The sequence below is a fragment of the Rhodococcus sp. BP-160 genome, from assembly GCF_019836205.1.
Lineage (GTDB): Bacteria > Actinomycetota > Actinomycetes > Mycobacteriales > Mycobacteriaceae > Rhodococcoides.
Map to the genome: position 1 here is coordinate 353,336 of NZ_JABUEK010000001.1, position 19,416 is coordinate 372,751.

Consider the following 19,416-nt stretch of genomic DNA (forward strand, 5'->3'; position numbering starts at 1 on the left):
CTTCCGACCTCGAAAAACAACCATTTGCGGAAGTTGGCACTGGCTGGCGAATGGAGTTTTTCAGCGCCTTGGTGGCAGCGTTGCGTCGAGGTGAAGCCAAGTCGCAATTTCGGGTCGACCAAATTACTCTGCGCAATTGTATAGTCACTACCGTATTAACGACTTTCGAACAAGGTCGGTATCGCACATACGGAAAGAATGCGGATATCGAATACGTACAATCGAAATACCACTCCTCTGCTTCTGTAGCTGCAGAGGAGTGGTATTCCGATCTATCGAGTCCAAAGTGGGATGCGGCCCGAGTTGTTGATGGAATCTGTTGGCGGGATTACCCAGCAGGGCCCGTGGCGACTCAGTAGAAAGCGTCGATGATCCACTGATCGCATACTGTCATTCCGCCACAGAATGCTACTTCCACGCCGATGGGGTCGCCGGCGGGTAATCCTTTATGAGTTGGCGCGTTCCGTGGGTCGTACACGACGTAGAAGTTGTTCTTAGTCCGACCGTCTAGTAGTCGAATTCGGGTCACAGTCGCACCGAAAAGGTTTCCCGGTACATCAGCATCACGCCTGTCCAGGACCACGCCATTCTCAAACGTGTCGACGATGGGCTCGTATGCGTGTTCACCGTTTTCGCGCTTCACGCCGTGTTTGTTGTAGGCCTTGTCGTAACCCCAACCCACGTCTGAATCCTCATTGTAGTATCCAACCCGCAGGGGCAGTTCGGGACCGTAAGTGATACCTTCTTCGCGCGATGCCGTTGCGAGAACTGATGAGCTGTCGTAATCGTCGTCGTCCTCATCGTCTTGTCGACGCAACTGCGATTCGAGTTCGCTATCGGTGGCGAACGCATTGTCCCCATCGGGGAACACTCCGTCCGGATCGAATCCGACAACGAATCTGGTGCCTTCAATGTCGATGGATATACGCCCCCGTTGAAACGCTTGTTGGGCTCTGACAGCGATCGAGTCGATTACGGACGTCGGCGCCGTATCGACGTCGCCAGTAGGGAACCCCGGGTCGAATCCTGCTGATCGCTCCTGATTCCACGCGTCGAGCAGTTCTGCAGAAATGAACCACGCGCCCGTTACCTGACTCCAAATTATGCTCGACCCGCTCTCGAAAGGCGCGATACGGGCGATATCGTTGTCAAGGACTTGCTCGTCAGAAGTGGGATAAACGTGGGGGCCATCTTCCCGCCCCGACTCTGCCCACTTGTCGCGTAGCGGCTTGAACAGTAATCGCGGACCCGTGGGTCCTGACCAGGTGATGGTGCCGTTGCCGAAGTTGTTGTATCTACCGCTGTACTTCGTGACTCCGATTTCATCGGTTGACGGGTACCCGAGTGGTCCTGATTCGGCGCCGGTAGTGTTCCATTTGTCGCGAATCGCCCCGCCAATGGCGTATGCCTCGTTCAGGCGCCAGTAGACAGCGGCGCCCTGAAATTCTTGCCGCCGTCCGACGCCGTCAGGGTTGACGATCTCGTCCGTCGTTGGATAACCCAGGACTCCGCCCTCCCAGCCCAGACGCTGCCAAGCTGCGAAAAAGTGGTTGACGACGGGGTGTGCGCCACCCTGAGGGGACCAATAGATGGGTCCGTTGATGAATGTTTGTCTGCGTCCGAATCCGTCCGGGTTGACGAGCTCCTCAGAAGTGGGCACGAACAGAAAGCTGAACTGGGCTCCCATCGAGTTGTACTTGTCCCGGATTGCCCCGCAGACCCAGTTTTCCAATGGCCAGTACTGCTGGCAGTCGGGGCCGGGGGCAGGGATCGCGCGGGACGCAGCGCGTCGAAGCTGAATCTGCTGCAGCCGCAGATCGTTGATGCCCTCACCTCCCGACCGGGTCATTCATCGACGATGCGCCGGAATGCGATACTGTGCAACTTATTTCAGCTTGTGTCACGACTTTGGTAGTGGAGTCGTTGTCGCGACAGGGGGTCGTGGGCGCTGATAACTGTCGGACCACCCCCGGCATCAAGGAACATGTGGAAAACCTCGCGCCATGGACGACGTACACCGTCCAGCAGGAGTCCGTCGTCATCACCATCCGGTGCCTGGCCGTCAATCGATGCATCGTCGACCACCACCCTGAGTAGGGGCTCAGGGATCGACCTGCCCCGGCTGACCATCGCGTCCAAACGGACAGTGGTGCGGGGTCGAACGTGCAGTCGAGAATGTAGAACGGTCGGTCTCGCCAGCCAGCACAATTAGTGACATTCGCGGGAAAGTTGGGACCGTGAGCCACCTCTGTAACCGCAAGCTAAGGACGGCGACCGAGTAGACACCACATATATAGCGCTGCTCCGGAACAGGATCCCGTTCCGGAGCAGCGTCTCACACTAGTTCTGTCTCTATCTCACGGGCTCGCCGTCCACCTGCGGAGGTAGGTCAGGCCCCTCCGGCAGTTCTGCCTCGGATCCGTCACCTAGCCCTGTGTTGTTCGGATCGAACGGAATTTCGTTCTCAACTGCGGACACAGCTTCCTGCACCTCTTCGGGCAATCCTGCAGCGACACCGCCGCGTTGCGCGAGTTCTGGATCGAGGTTTACAACATCTGCGGTGTCAACTGGCACTGCACCGACAATGGGGATGAAGTTCTCGGCGGATATTGCCGTATCTAACACGGTCGAGAAGATGTAACTCTGGCCGATGTTGAGTGGGGTATCGCCTTCGGTATAAATTGCCTGATCAGATACAGGGTCGTAGCCCCCTTGCTGATTGACGACTACGTCACCCGCTAGATCACCTTTTATTACACTCAACACCGTTACGGAGAACTGAGTCTCCGGCATTACTGTCCGGTTGACGGTTCCGATCACCTGATTAACTGTCCCCACGAATACAGAATCAGCCGCGCCAACTACCCGTCGCTGATCGTATATGTCGAAGGCCCACGAGGGCTCCAGGTATACAGTCTGGGGCGCAGTTGTAGAACGTAGCTCCTCGTTGGGATTGGTTGCTGGTGCGGGAGATGACGTGCAGGCGGTTGCAACCGCAGTGAAAGCTACGCCTGCGGTGACAACTAAAATCTTAGTAAGGGTGTTGTTCATTTCATCCCCAAAGTCTTCTGAGTGATTCGATATCAATCTGCCCAAGGTCGCCAGTCGGTCCGGAGCCAATGCCCATGAGCTGAGGAACAAGTGTGAGAACGACCGAAAGCGTGCCCGAGTTCATGTGTCACGATCGCTTGGTTCTTTTGGGCCCCAAGTTTGGACATATATGCATCGTTGTAATAGATCTGGTCGACGCCGTTAGGAAACCACGAGTACAGCCCTTGATGGTGCCAGTGCGAACTCTGGCGATAGCCACAGTAGCGACGATCGGGCGCTATGTCTGGTTCTGGACCGTGTGTTGCAACTATTCTCCAGTAGGCGCAGTGTTCCAAATGTCGTTACGGCACGATATTAAGTTGTTGATCAGTCTACGCCGTCCGAAACGGTATATGATGCTGCTCATACCGTAATTTCGCCGAAATTGGATTGTTTGTGGCCGCTGGTCGTTCAACGCAAGCTGGTTTATGTCGCGGATCGGCCAATACTGGCTCCGGCCTTCGCGTCGTGGCCCGTGCGCAGGGCTCTCATCGGGCCTATCTGCCGCCGCGGTCCATGCTGGAATCGAGCTCCCGCCCTCGGTCCCCTGGTGTGGCCGCAGGCGTAGCTGTCGGCATGCGCATGGAGTTGATGTCGAGTGCAGCGGCGTTGGCGGTGTCGGTGAGCAGATGGGCATCGATTGCCTCGGTGTCGAGGCCCGCGATGGTGAGTTGGACTCTGTGTTGTTCCCGGCGTTGCGCGGTGTCCCAAGCAACAGTGCTCAACGGGAGATGTTGTGTTGGCGGGTTGGTTCGCGATCCCGGGTCACCGAGAACTGACCGGTCGGCGTTTTGATCGACCTGGCGTTCGTGTTCGGCACGGTCCGCCAGCTCACGTTCCACGGCAGTTGCGACGAACGCGGTGTTCACGGTGTCGCGCAACGACGTGAGGTCGATGCCCTTGTCGGTACGTAGCCGGTTCTCGATGGTGATCGCTGCCCGGTCGGCGACAGGGGAAGCGTCCTTCCAGGTGTGCGCGATCCGGACGGCGTCAACGATCTGCGCATCCTGGGCAGTGGCCCACCACTGCCGGTCACCCGTGCGGCGCAGGAACGCTTCTGCCGAACGTTGTTCGGCGTTCAGCCGCCCGGCCAGGGCTTGTGAGCGTGACTCCGACGCGGCGGCCGCGGTGCGCAGGGACTGCTCGCGGCGTCGGGCGAGAGCCTCGGCGACCTGCATCGCGACCTGGATCGATGTGCGCAGGACCATGCCGGTCTGGCGGGAGAGCTGTTCGTGTTCGTCGTCTGCCACGAGGGCTCCTCAGGTCAAGGGTGGTTGAGCGAAATCCGCGAATCGGATGACATCAGGCGGGTGGGACGGGTGAATCGGCAGTGTCAAGCGCCAACAGTTCGGCGGGGATGGTGATGCTCGGAAGTGGGTGCACCTGCCGGTGGTCGGGGGTGCAGTCCTTGAAGGTGCCGTCCGGGGACAGCAGTCTCGACATGTGGTGATCAGCGTGGTCCTTCCACCACACACTCATCCCGGTGGCCGGGTCGAGCCGTAGGTACTCCCATGCCCGCCACAGTGCGTCGACGCGGGCGCGGGCTTCGGGGTGCAGGAACCAGCTCGGGCACCACCGCATCGCCGGGTGGTCGACGGTCTTGCGCCGGTACGCGGGGGCGAGGAAGTCGGCGAAGAACCGGTACGCGTTCGGGTAGTACGGGCCCCGAGCCGCGGAATCGGCCCGCTCCCCCGCCCCGCCCGCCTTGTCGTCGTCGGTGTGACTGTCCCGCAGCTCGTCCCGATCATCGGTGGGTGATGCATCACCCGGACAGGCGCTGTCCATGTCGGCGTCGAGGTCGAACTCGTCGCTCACGAGACGGTCACCGCTCCCGACCGGGGCGCTGCGACCGGATGCTTGGTCGGGGACGGGAGCAGCGATGTCGCGTCCGTCGGATCCGGGTCGTCGGCGCTGGGATGTACGGCGGGGTCCTGGCCGGCGCGGATCTGGGCGTCGGCGACGGCGGCGGCGAACGGTCCGGTGTACCAGGGCATCGTCTCGATCAGCGCAGGTGGGCATTTCGCGGCGCGCAGGATCGCCCGCCCCGCGGGCATCGCTTCGAGAGCATCCGCGGGAAGGGTGCGGATCTTCTGCCGCTGCTGCGAACTCGACCGACCGGATGAGTTGGTGGAGACGGTCTGGCTCATCTCCCAGTGATCACCGAGGGCTGCGGAGGTGTTCTCGAGGAACCGGCCGTCGTCGGTCGACCCGCCGCCGCCGTACACGCGGATCGTCGACGCGCCCCACAGTTTCTTCATCCCACCCTGACCGAAGCACTCCTCCCCTTGGGGCCAGGACTGCAGGATGGTGGTGACGGTGATGCCGCGGGAGCCGAAGTGGCTGTACAGGTTCGGCAACTGCCGCCACCGCACCACATTCGCCGCCTCGTCCAGCGCATAGGTCGCCGGCACCCGCAGCCGACCCGCCGGCAGCGATTCCTCCGCGGGTGTGGCGGTGGCACGGTCCACCAGGGCGTCGGTGACGGCGACGGTCAGCGCGGTGACCAGGGCGCCGCACTCGTCGGCGGCGTCCTCCATCGACAAGCAGAACAAGGTGGGGGCGTCCTCGGCGGCGAATCCGGCCGGGTCGAACTCCGGGCGTGTGTCGCGCTCCCCCATCCGGGAGATCCACGGGTGGATCTCGGCGTAGGCGAGGGCGCCGAGCATGTTCGCCGCGGTGGCGAACACTCCCCCGCGTTGCTTGTCGGGGGCGTTGTACTGGGCGATCATCGACTCCGCCCACCGCCCGAACCCGTGCGCTCGCAGCAGCCGCACCGGTTCCTGGTTCTCCGGGGTCGTCGCCCACGTGTAGACGATCGGCAACGGCAGATGCTCCAGCGCGGCGGCGAGGAGGAACCCGGTGACCAACCGTTGCCCCATGGGGTCGAAGAACGGCTCCCGCTTCGTGTTCTCCCCCGTCAACGACGACGCGAAGATGCCGGCGAGGGTCGCGGCTTTCGTCTCCTGCGCCGACTGGCCCATCGTCGCCACAACATCCTCGCCGAGCAGCTCCGCCAGCTCCGTGCGTCGGCTGTCGGATTCGCCTCTGTCGGTGATGCCCTGCGTGGTGGACGGCCGGGCGGAGCGCACCCAGGTCAGCGGGTCGTAGAACCACCGTGGCAGCTCCTGCGCGACTCCTTGTGGGTCGAAGACCCACACGGTGCCCTTCTCGGCCCGGTACGCGCGAGTGGTGTCGACGACGTCCCGTTTGTTGGAGGTGGTCAGCACGGCGCCGCGGGCGGCGAGGAGCTGCGGAATGATCACGCAGCTCGTCTTGCCCATCCGCGGTCCCCAGATGTGGGTGGCGACGTCCTCCGGCCCCGCGTACAGGGTGATACCGAACCTGTTCGGCCCCAGCACCAATCGGCCCAGCGGCGCCGCGACGGGCTGGTCGGCGGCGACGGGGTCTCCCAACCGGGCGATCTCCGCCCGCAGTGCCTTCTCCCCCAGCCGCGCCACCTCCCGGGGGCGGCCGAGGAACCGGCCGGCGTCGTCGACGCGGGTGATCCGCCGGCGCCGCGTTATCGCCCATACCGTTCCGACGACGATCACGACCAGGCCGACGATGCCGACGATGCCGAAGGCTACAGCGATGATCGTCGCCCCCACCGGCCACACCAGCGACCCCTTCGCCAGCGCTGCCACCAGAGCGAACGGCGACCCCGGCACGTCCTGATCGACACCGGACAACGGGCCACCGAGCCGCAGCGCTGCTTCGGCGCCCCCGTACGCGAGGGCGGCGATGACGATCGCGCCGCCGGTCAGGGCCAGCGTCGGGTCGACACCGGCGTTCGGGTTCCTCGCGCCTCTCCCTGTGCTCATGCGATGACTCCTTCTCTCGGGTGTGACTGCGCCGAGCCGACGAGGTCGGCGATGAGACGTTGCGCTTCGACCAGTTCCGCCCGGAGCCGAGCGATCTCACCGTTCTGCTCACTCGGCATCAGGGGCCGCTCGTCGGTGACGCCTTGGGCTTGCCGGTACCACCACCGGACGGTGTTGGGGTGCAGGGACAGGTGCGCGGCGACCGCTTCGATGGCCGCCCACGTCGAGCGGGCCGTGGGAAGTCGGTCTGTCACCATCTGCACCGCCCGGGTCCGGATCTCCGCCGGATACGGCTTGCCTCTCATCGCCCGCCGCCGCCGACGTGGGCGAAGCGGGCGTTCGTGTCGTGGTACCCGGCGGCGGCTTCGGTGGCGGTGATGACGGTCTGCAGCACCACCCCGGGTCGGCGGGCGGTGCCGATGCGCAGCAGGAACTTCCCGCGCCCGGGTGGAGGCAGTTCGCGTCCGGTGTCGTCGATGCCGGCCGGGGTGGACCACGACGACACCAGATCCCGGTCCTGTTGCGTGAACGGGATGATGCCGTCGAGCTTGTCCATCTCCTGCGTCGGCAGTCCCCCGACGATGACGGCCCCGGCGCGCTCGATGAAGCCCTTGGCGCGGCTGATGTCGACGGCGGTGGCGAGGGTTTCCAGGTCCGCGACGGTGTGGGTGATCGTCAGCAGCGCCGTTCCCATCGTGCGGGTCAGGCGGGTGAGCTGATCGACGCGCAGCACCATCTGCGAGCCTCCGGCCAGAACCCGCCACAGCTCGTCGAGCACCACCAGGAACGTGCGCTTCTCTCGCAAGCCGACGTCGGCGAGGACGTGGGCGGCTTCGACGGCGCCGAACGCGTCCGACCAGCAGGCGAGCATGATCGCCGCCTCCAGGGTCGGGTCCTCGGTGCCGATGGAGGACACATCCACGCACACCGCCACCGGCGGCCGCTCCCCCGCGAGATCGAGAGCCGTGGTGGTCTGACGGGAGAACACTTCGCCGAGCTCGCCGTCGAGGAGACCGATCAACGTCTCGAGCAACCCCTCGACCTTGGCGGCGTACTTGTCGGGGTCGTCGACGCTGATCGTCTTACGGGCCAGTTCCGGCGACCCTTTCTCGATGAGGGTGAACAGATCCGACAGCAGCGGCGGATGCTCCGGAGTGAACCGGGGGTCGGCGTCGAGGACGCGCAGCGCCACGGCGAGGACGTTCGACTCGGACTGGGTGAGCGGGCCACCGCGTTCGAGCTCGCACAGTCCCGACACCAAGCGACGGCGGCGTTGGAGCACTTGGGCGGCGACCTTGCGCTGCACGTCAGGGACATCGTCGAGCAGCGGGAGGATCGAGCCGAGTGCGCCGACGGCGAGCGGGTTGAGGTAGCCCTCGCCGTGGCCGAGCCGGATCACCAGGCCGCCGTAGTACTCGACCCGTTCGCCCACCATCGCGGCGCCAGGCGATGTGGGTGTCCGACTACCCCGGCTCTGCGGAGTACATGGCCACCGTGTCGCCCTGGACCGTGACACGGTCCAGCAGGCGTCGACGGTGATCACGGTGCCCGAGGCAACACCGGAACCGGCTTTCCCGTCGCTCGACGACCTCGCGGACGCCTTCGGCAGCTGACCTGTCGACCGTTCGACGTCGGGTTTGGGGAACGGACGAATCGGGCACATCACGGCGATGTCGACTGCCGAACACGCGCCCACCGCCACCGTCTTCGCGCCGTCCCCGCTGCTCACCATCACCCTGGACGCAGCGCCGAACGGCGACACCGAACTCCACGTGCACGCCGGCGGCCAAGGCCACTGGATCGCCCGCATGGCCACCAACCTCGGCATGGACGTGACGCTGACCGGCGCGTTCGGCGGCGAGAGCGGCGGCGTACTGCGGGATCTGATCCACCGCGAGGGAATCACCGTGCGTGCCGTGGACATCGGTCACGAGTCCGGGTCCTACATTCACGACCGGCGGGACGGCGACCGCACCGAGGTGGCGACGATCGATCCCCCGCACCTCGCCCGGCACGCGCTCGACGACCTCTACGGGATCACCCTCGAGTCCGGAGCCTCGTCCGACATCGTGCTGCTGGGGGGCCCGCACACCGGGTCGGTGGTGCCCGCAGACTTCTACCGACGGCTCACGACCGATCTGCGATCGCTGTCGAAGCCCGTCGTCGCGGACCTGTCCGGACCGACCGCGACGGCGGCTCTGCAGGGCGGGCTCACCGTGCTCAAGATGAGCCATGAAGACCTCATCGAGGACGGGCGCGCGGAGTCGGAGGACCCCGACGTCCTCATCGAGGCGATGCGCGCCCTGCACGACGAGGGTGCCGACATCGTGGTTCTGTCCCGCGCGGCGGACCCGGCGCTCGCCCTCGTCGACGGCACGGTGCTCGAGGTGGTCACTCCCGACCTGGAACAGACGGACCACCATGGTGCGGGCGACTCCATGAGCGCCGGCATCGCCACCGGACTCGCCCGCGGCATGTCCATCGAGGAGGCACTCGCCCTCGGCGGCGCCGCCGGCACCGCCAACGTAACCCGCCGCGGACTGGGTACAGGACAGGTGGGGCTCGTCGAGACCATCATGTCGACGGTCGAGGTACGCCCCTTCTCGTCCTGACCGGCTGCACCCACTCGCAGGAGGCACACGTGCGCGTGCTCATCACGAACGACGACGGAATCGACAGTCACGGGATCGCCGTGCTCGCTCGGGTCGCCGTCGAGGCCGGTCACGACGTCGTGGTGGCGGCGCCGCACGAGGAGCGCAGCGGTGCGAGTGCGTCGCTGTCGGCGCTCCAGAACCGCGACCAGCTCGTGGTCTCCCGCGCGTCGGTCGCCGACCTGGACGTCGACGCGTTCGCCGTACAGGCCTCGCCCGCCATGATCGCGTTCGTCGCGACGCGCGGAGCATTCGGTCCGCGGCCGGACATCCTGCTGTCCGGCATCAATCACGGTCCGAACACCGGCTCCGCCGTTCTGCACTCCGGCACCGTGGGGGCGGCCCTCACCGCGTCCACCCACGGGGTTCCGGCGATGGCCCTGTCCCTCGCCGGCCTCGACACGGCGTCTCTCGCCGCGCCTGGCGACATCCACGACCAGATCGACCGTGAGGTCGCCTCGGGCGCTCCGAGCTGGGACACCGCCCACCTCGTGGCCCGGCGCGCACTCGACTGGTTCGTCGACCACGGTGCAGCGGACTGGGTTCTCAACGTCAACATCCCCCCGGTCGCGCCATCGGAGCTCCGCGGCATCCGCCCGGCCGACCTTGCAGCCTTCGGCGCCGTCCAGGCGGAGATCGGCGACACCGACGACGAGTTCGTCACCGTCCGCTTCGACGCCATCCACGCGCGGGACGACGACGACAGCGACGCCGGCCTCGTCGCCCGCGGATGGGCGACGACCACTGCACTGCGACCCCCGTCGAGGGTGGACGTCGACCTGGCCGGGTTGGAGTGATCGCGTCCCGTCACAGCAGGAGCAGCACGGCACCGACGAGGAGCAGGCCCGGGCCCCGCAGGACCTGACGAATCACGTCGACCGGCACTGTGCCGAACATGGTCACCACGGCGAGGCCGTCGTAGACACGGGGCGGCGCTGTTCGGGACCGAACCACGGCGACCAGCGTCGTCGACCCGACCACGATGCCCGCCCACCACGACACCGCTGCCGCCACCGTGACGGCGACGGTGAGTGCCACGATCGACGGCACCACGAGGAACGCACCAGTCACAGTGCGGTCTGGCAGGGCGAGCGCGAACCGTAATGCTCTGTCCATCATGATGTCTCGGAATCCGATACTGGCCGCCGACGTCGCCACGTATCCGGCGAGAAGGCCCACGACGCCCGCCCAGTACGGCATCGACACCGCCGACGCGGCGAGCACGAGACCGAGTCCGGTCACCAGAACCGCCGACAGCATCGTGTTCCGGCGGTGTCGTACGACGTCGGAACGCACCAGGGCGCGGACCGGGCCGACCGATCTCCCGGCACGACCCCGCGGACGCACCGCCCCTCGGCGTCGGTGGGCTCTGATCTCCAGCGCGGACACGAGGAACCCGACGTCGAGGAAGGACAGTCCCGCCGACCCGGCCGCCAGCAGATCGGCTCCCGACGTCAGGGACGTCCGGCGAATCCGCCCCAGGCGGGAGACGGCCGCCCACCCTGCTGCGACGGTCACGACGCAGAGCACGACAGCGGACACCGTGGCCGGGGCCGGCGGTAGGAGCGTTGCGACGCCCGCCGATGCGATGATTCCGACCTCGATCATCGGCAGCGCGGACGACCATCCGCGGGACTGCTGCCCCAGCACCGCCAGGCCGACCACAAGCGCACCGGCCGCCGCCCCGACGACGGCCAACGGCCACCAGGACGTCGCACCCGCGACCAGTGCCAGCAGGCGAGCTGCCAGCACTCCGAGTGCGACGAGCGCAACGGTCCAGGCGAGCACTCTGCCGCGTAACAGAGTGCGCCGATCGAGCGGCGCCGACACGAGCCAATGCGTCGTGGCCGCATCGGTACCGATCGGTCCGACGGCGCGCAGGACATGGAGCGCGGCCGCCGCGATGAGGATTCCGACACCCGACGATGCCGACGCCGACAGCACCGGCTCCAGCGTGAATCCCGTCCCACGGCCGGACAGCACCCACAGCGCTACGGCCACCGTCGACAAGGCGCCGCCACCCCAGATCGACAACCGCTCGACCGCACTCTCGGTGCCGCGGCGGCGTCGGCGGAACTCTCGGTGCAGATCGGCGGCGGAGGTCATCGCCATGCATCCGCATCGACGACGACGTCGGCGACCGAGTCGACCATCGCCCTGTCGTGCGAGACGAACAGCACGGCCACTCCGGACTCCTTCTCCGCCGTCAGCGTACGGGCGAGCCACGCGCGCCCGCTCGAGTCGAGATGCTGCTCCGGTTCGTCGAGCACGAGGACGCGACGAGGTCGCACGAAGGCGGAGGCCAAGATCAACCGCCTGCGCTGACCGCTGGACAGGGTGACCGGGAGCTGATCGGCCGCGGCAGACAGGGCGAGTCCGTCGAGGATTGCCGTCACGACGGCCTCCGCGTCGTCGACCTCGTGGGCCGTGGCGATCAGTGTCAGATGTTCGCGCACCGACAGGTGAGGAAACATGCCCCCGTCGTCGAGGACGGCCGCGATCGCCGCGCGGGTGGCGGGATCGGTCTCGTCGAGGTCGGTGCCGTCGAGGAGCACGCGCCCCTCGTCGACGTCGTCTGCGCCGACGGCGCAGCGGAGAAGCGTCGATTTTCCGGAGCCGTTGGCACCGACCACGGCGCAGGCCGAGCCGGGACGAGCGGTGAGGTCGACGTGCCGGAAGACGGTGAACTCTCCGTGGACACGGGTGATGCCGGACAGGTGCAACATGTGGTCTCTCTCCCACGATCCGAGAAGTGAACGGTGTCGTCGGTGCGGAGACGCACGGCGCCGATCAGTTCGGCTGCGCCTCCGCGAGAGCTCCGGGTGCTCGGGGCATGGGACGGCCCGGCGTGGCGGGATGGGACTGACGGCGGAACGATCCGCGCAGGCGGCGTTCGTCGGCGGGAGGACCACCTGCCGACGCGACATCGATCAGCGGTCCGGGTCGCAAGAACACCACAGCGATCAGAGCTGCCGACACGGTGACCGCCACGGCTACGGCGACCTCGATGGGTTGCGGCATCGCGACGATCAGGACGAGTCCCAGGGACAGCATCATGAGTGCGACCGTCAGGCGGCTGAGATGCACGCTCCCTGATCGCATGGCTCGGAACTCTACCGCCCGGACTCTGTCCCCGCTCTCAGAGCTTCCCCAGAACTGTTCACTACAGTCACAGACGACCGTCGATGCTCGACCTGACCGAGATGGGGATTTTCTGTGACTCGCTGGGCTTCGTTCGTGGTGTCGCGGGCACGGTGGGTCCTGACCGCCGCGATCGTCATCGTTCTGGCAGGCGCCACGTGGGGACTCGGGGTCTTCGGCAGCCTCAGCCAGGGCGGATACGAGGATCCCGGCAGCGAGGCCGTGCAGGTCGCCCGACAGATCCAGGGCCTGGGAACCGCCGCCCCGGACATCATCGTCATCTACTCCGCGCCCGACGGCCGCACACTCGACGACATCGGCTCGGACGTCACGCCGGTGCTCGACGCGTTCCGGGCGGAGGTGGGTCCGAACGACATCACCTCCTACTGGACGGCCGGACCGGTGCAGAAGCCGTTCCTGGAGAGCAAGGACGGCACGAAGGGACTCGCGACCGTCACCCTCGGCGACGCCAGCGGCATCACGGTCGCGTCGTTCTCGGAGTTGCTCCCCAAGCTCGAGGTCGCCGGCATCGACACGCAGTTCGCGGGCGCCTCCGTCGCCGGCGTCTCCTTCAACACCCAGCTCCAGGAAGACTTGGTCCGTGCCGAGATCATCGCCATCCCGATCACGCTGATTCTTCTGGTCGTCATCTTCGGCGGCGTCGTGGCCGCCGCAGTGCCCGTGATCGTGGGAGCGCTCTCGGTGGCCGGCGCGCTGACCGTCCTGCGCATCTTCACCACGTTCACCGAGATCAGTTCCTTCGCCGTCAACGTCGCCAGCCTGCTGGGTCTCGGACTCGCCATCGATTACGGCCTCTTCATCGTCAGCAGGTTCCGCGAGGAACTCAGGGGCGGAGCCACGTCCCACGAGGCCGCACGACGCACGATGCTCACCGCCGGGCGCACCATCGTCTTCTCCGGTCTGCTGCTCATCTGCGCCTTCGCGGGGATGCTCGTCTTCCCGCAGGCCATCATCCGATCCCTCGGCTTCGGCGCGATGGCGGCCGTCGGATGTGCGGCTCTGCTGTCGTTGACGGCTGTACCGGCCGTCCTGGCCATGCTGGGTGACCGCATCAATGCCATCACCTGGTCCAGGACCGCCTCGGATCGCGGAGATGCACGCGCACACAGGTTCTGGGGCGGGGTCGTCACGAAGGTGATGAAGCGCCCCATCGCTGTCGCCACCCTGATCATCGTCGGCCTGCTGGTCGTTGCCGCACCGCTGGTCAAGGCCCAGTTGGGCGAGGTGTCCTACACCGCGCTGCCCGCCGACGATCCCGCGCGTATCGCGTTCGAAACCCTCGCCTCGGACTTCAGCAGCACCGGCGACAGCGCCACCATCGTGTTGGACGGAGAGTCGGCGCGGCCGGACGGCCCCGCCATCAATGCGGTCACGACGGCTGCGCGCGCGGTGAGCGGGATCGCCAACGTTCAGTTCGGCACGGCCAGCGGCGACTTCGTGGTCATCAACGCGACCTTTTCCTCGGACGTGTCTCAGGAAGCGCAACAGGATGTGGTGCAACAACTCCGCGCGATCCCGGCACCCGACGGAACCGACCTGACGGTGGGCGGAGCGGCGGCCCTGGTCCTCGACGGCAACAACGCCATCGTGAACTGGCTGCCGGTGATGCTCACCATCATGGTGGTGTCGACGCTGATCCTGCTGTTCCTGGCGTTCGGCTCGGTGGTGCTGCCGATCAAGGCTGATGCCATGGCGGGACTGAGCATGGCCGCGACGTTCGGGGCTCTGACGTTCATCTTCCAGGAGGGTCACGGGGCGGGCCTGCTCGGCGTCACACCGGCACCGCTCGAGGCGACGTTCGTGGTTCTCATCCTCGCGGTCGTGTTCGGGCTGTCCACCGATTACGAGGTGTTCCTGATGTCCCGCATGGTGGAGGCGCGCACGGCCGGTGCCACCACCGAGGAGGCGGTGCTGATCGGCGCCCAGCGGACCGGACGCATCGTGACCGCGGCGGCGTTGATCCTGATCATCGTGACGGGGGCGTTCTCGATGTCCGGACTGTCCATCATGCGATTCCTGGGTGTCGGCATGATTCTGGCGTTGATCATCGACGCCACGATCATCCGTATGCTGCTGGTCCCGTCGCTGGTCAAGCTCATGGGCGAGGCCAACTGGTGGGCACCCGCGTGGATGAAGAAGGTGCACGAAAAAGTCGGCATCGGTCACTGATACCGCCGGTACTTACTCCGCGGTAAGGTCCGCGCATGAGTACTTACGTGGTCACCGGTGGCACAGGATTCCTCGGCCGGGCCGTGGTGCGCCGGCTGGTCGAACGCGACGCCAACGCTGTGGTCCACGTTCTCGTGCGACCGACCTCGGAACACCGCCTGAGCGGCGTCGCGGAGTCGTCCGGTCACCGCGTTCGCCCGCTGATCGGCGATCTCGAGCGACCCGGTCTCGGCATCGACGACTCAGCACTGTCCGCTCTGACAGCGGTCGACCACGTGATCCATCTCGGCGCGATCTACGACCTGACCGCCGGCGAGGACCAGGAATCGACCAACGTGCAGGGAACGGCCGCAGTCGCCGAACTCGCCCGGTCACTCGGCGCCACCCTGCATCACGTGTCGTCCATCGCGGTGGCCGGAGACCATCGAGGGGTGTTCACCGAGAACGACTTCGACCTCGGTCAGAACTTTCCGACGGCGTACCACCGCACGAAGTTCGAGGCGGAGAAGGTGGTCCGCGAGACTCCGGGCCTCACCTGGCGGGTCTACCGACCGGCAGCAGTGGTCGGTGACTCGACCACCGGCGAGATCGACAAGATCGACGGCCCGTACTACCTCTTCCGGCTCATCTCCCTCCTCGCCGAGTTGCCCTCGGCCCTGCCGATGACGGTGCCCGCACTCGGCGCGACCAACATCGTCCCGGTCGACCACGTCGCCGACGCGCTTGTCGCCCTCCTGCACGCCCCGGATCTCGACGGCCGCGTGTTCCACCTCGTCAACCCGCGTCCGCAACCGATGCGGGAGATCTACTCCGCTCTCGCCGACGCGGCCGGCGCACCCCGCGCCGTGGGGAGCATCCCCGGCTCCGTCGTCACGCCGCTGCTCCGCTCGACCAATCGTCATGTCGTTGCCGCCCGCGACGCGGTGTTCGAGAACTACGACATCCCGCCCGTCATGGCCGAGCACCTCACGCTGCCCACCCGGTTCGACTCGACCCTCACCCGTGCCGCACTGAACGAGGCGATGGGCGAGAACGCGGCCCGCGTACCGGAGTTCCGCACGTACGCACCCGCACTGTGGTCGTACTGGCGTGCGCATCTCGACCCGTACCGGGCGCGACGCGACGATCCGGCCGGGCCACTGGTCGACCGACACGTCGTCATCACCGGCGGTTCCTCGGGTATCGGCAAGGCCTCTGCCTTCGCTGCGGCCCGCAAGGGCGCGCGCGTCATCATCGTCGCCCGCGACGAGGCCAAGCTGGCGGCCGTCGTGGAGGAGATCCGGGCGACCGGCGGCGACGCGCACGGCTACGTCTGCGACATCACCGACGACGCGTCCGTCGCCGAGACCGTGGCCGCGATCCTGCGCGACCACGACCACGTCGACATGCTCGTCAACAACGCGGGTAGATCGATCCGGCGCTCACTCACCCTGTCGACCGACCGTCTGCACGATTTCGAGCGGACCATGGCCGTCAACTACTTCGGGGCACTCCGCCTGATTCTCGCGCTGCTCCCCCACATGCGCGAGCGGAAGTACGGCCACATCGTCAACATCAGCAGCGCCTCGGTGCAGAGCCACCCGCCGCGCTTCGCCGCGTACGTGGCGAGCAAATCGGCGCTCGACGCCTTCACCTCGGTCGCCGCGTCGGAGACCCTGGCGGACGGTGTCTCGTTCACCACCGTGCACATGCCCCTCGTGGACACCCCGATGATCGCCCCCACCGGCAACAAGAACGTCAACAAGGTCGAGACGCCGGAGAAGGCCGCCGCGATGGTGATGCGGGCACTGATCGAGAAGCCCAAGCGCATCGACGTTCCCACCGGAACCGCCGCGGAGTGGGGCAACCTGCTGATGCCTCGCTCGAAGGACCGCGTGCTGGCGTCGTACTACAAGGCGTATCCGGACAGTGCCGCCGCCAAGGGAATCACCGACACCAGCTCGTGGTCGTCCGGTCCCCGTGCACCGAAGAAGAACCGACGCGAGTTCCGGATGCCCCGGGTCGTGCGGCGGGCCGGACGATGGGTTCCCGGCGCCCACTGGTGATGTCACAGATGCCGGCTCTCTCTCGTCCTACTCTCGAACGGGTTCCACCGAGGACTCGCACGAGGGAAGGATGACGCCATGCGGATCGCAGTGGCAGGCGGAACGGGCGCAGCGGGGCGGCACGTGGTGGAGCAGGTGCGGGCGCGAGGACACACTCCCGTGGTACTCGCGAGATCGGCCGGAATCGATCTCGTGCGGCCGACGCCGGAGCTCGACCGGGCACTGACGGACGTCGACGCGGTGATCGACGCCGCGAACGTCACGACGATGTCGGCGCGCGCGTCCGAGAAGTTCTTCGGCGCCGTCACGTCGACGTTGCTGGCCGCCGGTGAGCGCGCGGGAATCCGTCACCACGTGGCGTTGTCCATCGTGGGGTGCGATCGTGTCGACTACGGCTACTACGCCGGTAAACGTCTGCAGGAGAAGCTCGTACGCGAGTCGACGCTGCCGTGGACGATCCTCCGTGCGACGCAGTTCCACGAGTTCACCGATCAGGCTCTCGCGATGACTTCGGGTCCGGTCGCGATGGTCCCGACGATGCGGAGTCAGCCGGTCAGCACCGCCGAGGTCGCCGCCCACATCGTCGACCTGGCGGTGGGGACACCGCTCACCTCGGTCGTGGAGTACGCCGGTCCGCGCCCGGAGTACCAACCCGATCTTGCCCGGAGGCTGCTGCGCGCGCGTGGATCGAAGCGTCTCGTCCTCCCCCTGCGGCTGCCGGGCGCCGGGGGTCGCGGCATGGCGAACGGTGGGCTCCTTCCCGGTCCGGACGCTGCGCACGGTGACGAGACGTTCGATCAGTGGCTCGCGCGCGTGGGTGCCTCGACCCGGTGAGTGTCACCGACGACTTCGTCCGCGTCCGCCCACGGCTGGTCCGCATCGCCTACGCCGTCCTCGGTTCGCACGCCGACGCCGAGGACGTCGTGTCCGACTGCTGGCCGAAACTGGTCGCGGCCGATGCGACGTCACCCGTTCTCGACGTCGAGGCGTGGGCCGTGGTCGCTGTCTCGCGCGCAGCACTGGACGTGCTGCGGTCGGCCCGCGTGCGACGAGAGACGTACGTGGGACCGTGGTTGCCCGAGCCCTTGGTCGGACCGGCCGACTCGCCGCCCGACCGGGTGACGCTCGACGAGAGCGTGCGCTTCGCGCTCATGGTGGTGCTCGAGACGCTGTCCCCGGCCGAACGCACGACCTGGGTCCTGCACGACGTGTTCGACGTCCCGTTCGACGAGATCGCGCGGATCGTGGGCCGCACTCCGAATGCCGTGCGGCAGCTCGCGTCTCGTGCACGACGGCACGTGACGGAGGGGGCTCCACGTTTCGCGGTGTCGCCCGAGCTGCATGCCGGCGCCGTGCGTGACTTCACCCGTGCCGCCGGTACGGGAGTGCTCGCCGATCTGCTGACGACGTTGGACCCCGACGTCGTTCTCGTCAGCGACGGGGGCGGAGTCGTCTCGGCGGCACGGCGTCCCGTGATCGGCGCCGACCACGTCGCGAGATTCCTCCTCGGCATCGCGGCGAAGGCGGGAGACGGTCTGCGGGTGCGTCCGTGCCGTGTGAACGGCAGAACGGGACTCGCCCTCGTGGCGGGCGACGGGTTGGTCGGCGTCGTCTCGTTCGAGGTGTCGTCGACGGGCCTGGTGTCGCGGATCGACATGATCCGGTCACCAGCCAAGCTCGCGCTCGTCGACCCCTCGGTCTGGCAGGACCGACCCGACAGCTAGCGGCCGATCGAGTCGAGGGACGCGAGCGTGCGCACCACCGCGCTCGCCGCCTCGACACCCTTCTTCTCGAGGTGCTCCGCGAAGAAGCTCGTGTGGTCGGCATGCTCGTGGAAGTGGTGCGGGGTCAGCACCACCGAGAACACGGGCACATCGGTGTCGAGCTGCACCCGCATGAGTCCGTCGATGACGGCCGTCTCGACGAAGTCGTGCCGGTAGATACCGCCGTCCACCACCAGCGCCGCCGCGACGACGGCCGAGTACCGGCCCGTGAGCGCGAGTCGCTTGGCGTGCAGGGGGATCTCGAACGCACCGGGCACCTCGAAGGTGTCCACGTCACGCCCGAACTCCCGCACGAAACCCTGGCGCACCCGGTCCACCAGTTCGCGATGCCAGGTGGCCTGGACGAAGGCCACCGAGGGAGTCGCGTCCGTCGTCATCGAACGGGCGCCAGCACGGTCAGCACCGGCGCCGCGGTGACGATCGAACCGAGTTCACTGCGACCCTCGGGCGTCGCCCGGAACGCGCGGTAGGCGGCGTCGGCCTCGACGCTGGCCCAGCTCTCGACGATGACGACGTGCGCCGGATCCTTCACGTCCGCCGTCACCTCGACACCGAGGCATCCCTCGAACGCGCGGGTGGCGACGAGGGTCTCGTCGATGATGCGGTGCGACTCCTCGAGGCGGGCGGGATCGAGACGCAGTTCGAGCAGAGCGGTGATGGCCACGGGACGTCCGTTCGGTCGGGGATCGCTGTC

Annotated in this window: 18 protein-coding genes; 6 read left to right on the forward strand and 12 right to left on the reverse strand. The window is 66.8% G+C overall.

The annotated features are described in order from the left end of the window. Window positions 1–352: 352 nt before the first annotated feature. From HQ306_RS01560 to HQ306_RS01590, 7 genes are all read right to left on the reverse strand, one after another. Window positions 353–1,849 (reverse strand): LGFP repeat-containing protein, encoded by a 1,497-nt coding sequence (locus HQ306_RS01560; protein WP_222627268.1) that lies wholly within the window; start codon window positions 1,847–1,849, stop codon window positions 353–355. A gap of 503 nt (window positions 1,850–2,352) precedes the next feature. Continuing rightward, on the reverse strand, window positions 2,353–3,051 hold the full coding sequence (locus tag HQ306_RS01565) for a hypothetical protein (protein WP_222627270.1): 699 nt from the start codon (window positions 3,049–3,051) through the stop codon (window positions 2,353–2,355). 536 nt (window positions 3,052–3,587) lie between these two features. Next, a complete protein-coding gene (locus HQ306_RS01570; protein WP_222627272.1) occupies window positions 3,588–4,340 on the reverse strand; it encodes a hypothetical protein in 753 nt (250 codons plus the stop codon). A gap of 52 nt (window positions 4,341–4,392) precedes the next feature. Beyond that, a complete protein-coding gene (locus HQ306_RS01575) occupies window positions 4,393–4,905 on the reverse strand; it encodes a DUF4913 domain-containing protein (protein ID WP_308115394.1) in 513 nt (170 codons plus the stop codon). Continuing rightward, a complete protein-coding gene (locus HQ306_RS01580) occupies window positions 4,902–6,911 on the reverse strand; it encodes a type IV secretory system conjugative DNA transfer family protein (RefSeq protein WP_222627274.1) in 2,010 nt (669 codons plus the stop codon). The genes HQ306_RS01575 and HQ306_RS01580 overlap by 4 nt, the downstream gene beginning before the upstream one ends. After that, a complete protein-coding gene (locus HQ306_RS01585; protein WP_222627276.1) occupies window positions 6,908–7,168 on the reverse strand; it encodes a hypothetical protein in 261 nt (86 codons plus the stop codon). The genes HQ306_RS01580 and HQ306_RS01585 overlap by 4 nt, the downstream gene beginning before the upstream one ends. Before the next feature lie 44 nt (window positions 7,169–7,212). Further along, window positions 7,213–8,346: an ATP/GTP-binding protein gene (locus HQ306_RS01590; RefSeq protein WP_222627278.1), complete on the reverse strand. Its 1,134-nt coding sequence runs from the start codon at window positions 8,344–8,346 to the stop codon at window positions 7,213–7,215. Window positions 8,347–8,581: 235 nt separating this feature from the next. Between HQ306_RS01590 and HQ306_RS01595 the strand changes: the two genes are divergently transcribed. After that, window positions 8,582–9,523 carry a 1-phosphofructokinase family hexose kinase gene (locus tag HQ306_RS01595; RefSeq protein WP_222627280.1) on the forward strand — a complete coding sequence of 314 codons (942 nt, stop codon included), beginning with the start codon at window positions 8,582–8,584 and terminating at the stop codon, window positions 9,521–9,523. Window positions 9,524–9,552: 29 nt separating this feature from the next. After that, window positions 9,553–10,359 (forward strand): 5'/3'-nucleotidase SurE, encoded by an 807-nt coding sequence (gene surE / locus HQ306_RS01600; RefSeq protein ID WP_222627282.1) that lies wholly within the window; start codon window positions 9,553–9,555, stop codon window positions 10,357–10,359. 10 nt (window positions 10,360–10,369) lie between these two features. Here surE and HQ306_RS01605 read toward each other — a convergent pair whose 3' ends face one another. From HQ306_RS01605 to HQ306_RS01615, 3 genes are all read right to left on the reverse strand, one after another. Beyond that, window positions 10,370–11,674, reverse strand: a complete 1,305-nt coding sequence (locus HQ306_RS01605) for a DUF6297 family protein (RefSeq protein WP_222627284.1) — start codon at window positions 11,672–11,674, stop codon at window positions 10,370–10,372. Next, window positions 11,665–12,288, reverse strand: a complete 624-nt coding sequence (locus HQ306_RS01610; RefSeq protein ID WP_222627286.1) for an ABC transporter ATP-binding protein — start codon at window positions 12,286–12,288, stop codon at window positions 11,665–11,667. Before HQ306_RS01610 ends, HQ306_RS01605 begins: the two co-directional genes overlap by 10 nt. A 64-nt stretch (window positions 12,289–12,352) precedes the next feature. Next, window positions 12,353–12,664, reverse strand: coding sequence for a DUF6412 domain-containing protein (locus HQ306_RS01615; protein WP_261769657.1), 312 nt, complete (start codon window positions 12,662–12,664; stop codon window positions 12,353–12,355). A 114-nt stretch (window positions 12,665–12,778) separates the two neighbouring features. Here HQ306_RS01615 and HQ306_RS01620 point away from each other — a divergent pair, with 114 nt between their 5' ends. The 4 genes from HQ306_RS01620 to sigJ all read left to right on the forward strand — a co-directional run bounded on the left by HQ306_RS01620 (window position 12,779) and on the right by sigJ (window position 18,662). Further along, window positions 12,779–14,893: an MMPL family transporter gene (locus HQ306_RS01620; RefSeq protein WP_222627288.1), complete on the forward strand. Its 2,115-nt coding sequence runs from the start codon at window positions 12,779–12,781 to the stop codon at window positions 14,891–14,893. A 35-nt stretch (window positions 14,894–14,928) separates the two neighbouring features. After that, entirely contained in the window at window positions 14,929–16,938 is a 2,010-nt protein-coding gene (locus HQ306_RS01625; protein ID WP_222627290.1) for an SDR family oxidoreductase, read from the forward strand. Between the two features lie 78 nt (window positions 16,939–17,016). After that, window positions 17,017–17,772 carry an SDR family oxidoreductase gene (locus HQ306_RS01630; protein ID WP_222627292.1) on the forward strand — a complete coding sequence of 252 codons (756 nt, stop codon included), beginning with the start codon at window positions 17,017–17,019 and terminating at the stop codon, window positions 17,770–17,772. Continuing rightward, window positions 17,769–18,662 (forward strand): RNA polymerase sigma factor SigJ, encoded by an 894-nt coding sequence (sigJ, locus tag HQ306_RS01635; RefSeq protein ID WP_222627294.1) that lies wholly within the window; start codon window positions 17,769–17,771, stop codon window positions 18,660–18,662. Before HQ306_RS01630 ends, sigJ begins: the two co-directional genes overlap by 4 nt. Here the strand turns inward: sigJ and HQ306_RS01640 are convergent. Then, window positions 18,659–19,099, reverse strand: coding sequence for a 6,7-dimethyl-8-ribityllumazine synthase (locus HQ306_RS01640; protein WP_027503771.1), 441 nt, complete (start codon window positions 19,097–19,099; stop codon window positions 18,659–18,661). The two genes, sigJ and HQ306_RS01640, sit on opposite strands and share 4 nt — an antisense overlap. Continuing rightward, window positions 19,096–19,386 carry a putative quinol monooxygenase gene (locus HQ306_RS01645; protein WP_027503772.1) on the reverse strand — a complete coding sequence of 97 codons (291 nt, stop codon included), beginning with the start codon at window positions 19,384–19,386 and terminating at the stop codon, window positions 19,096–19,098. The genes HQ306_RS01640 and HQ306_RS01645 overlap by 4 nt, the downstream gene beginning before the upstream one ends. Window positions 19,387–19,416: the final 30 nt, after the last annotated feature.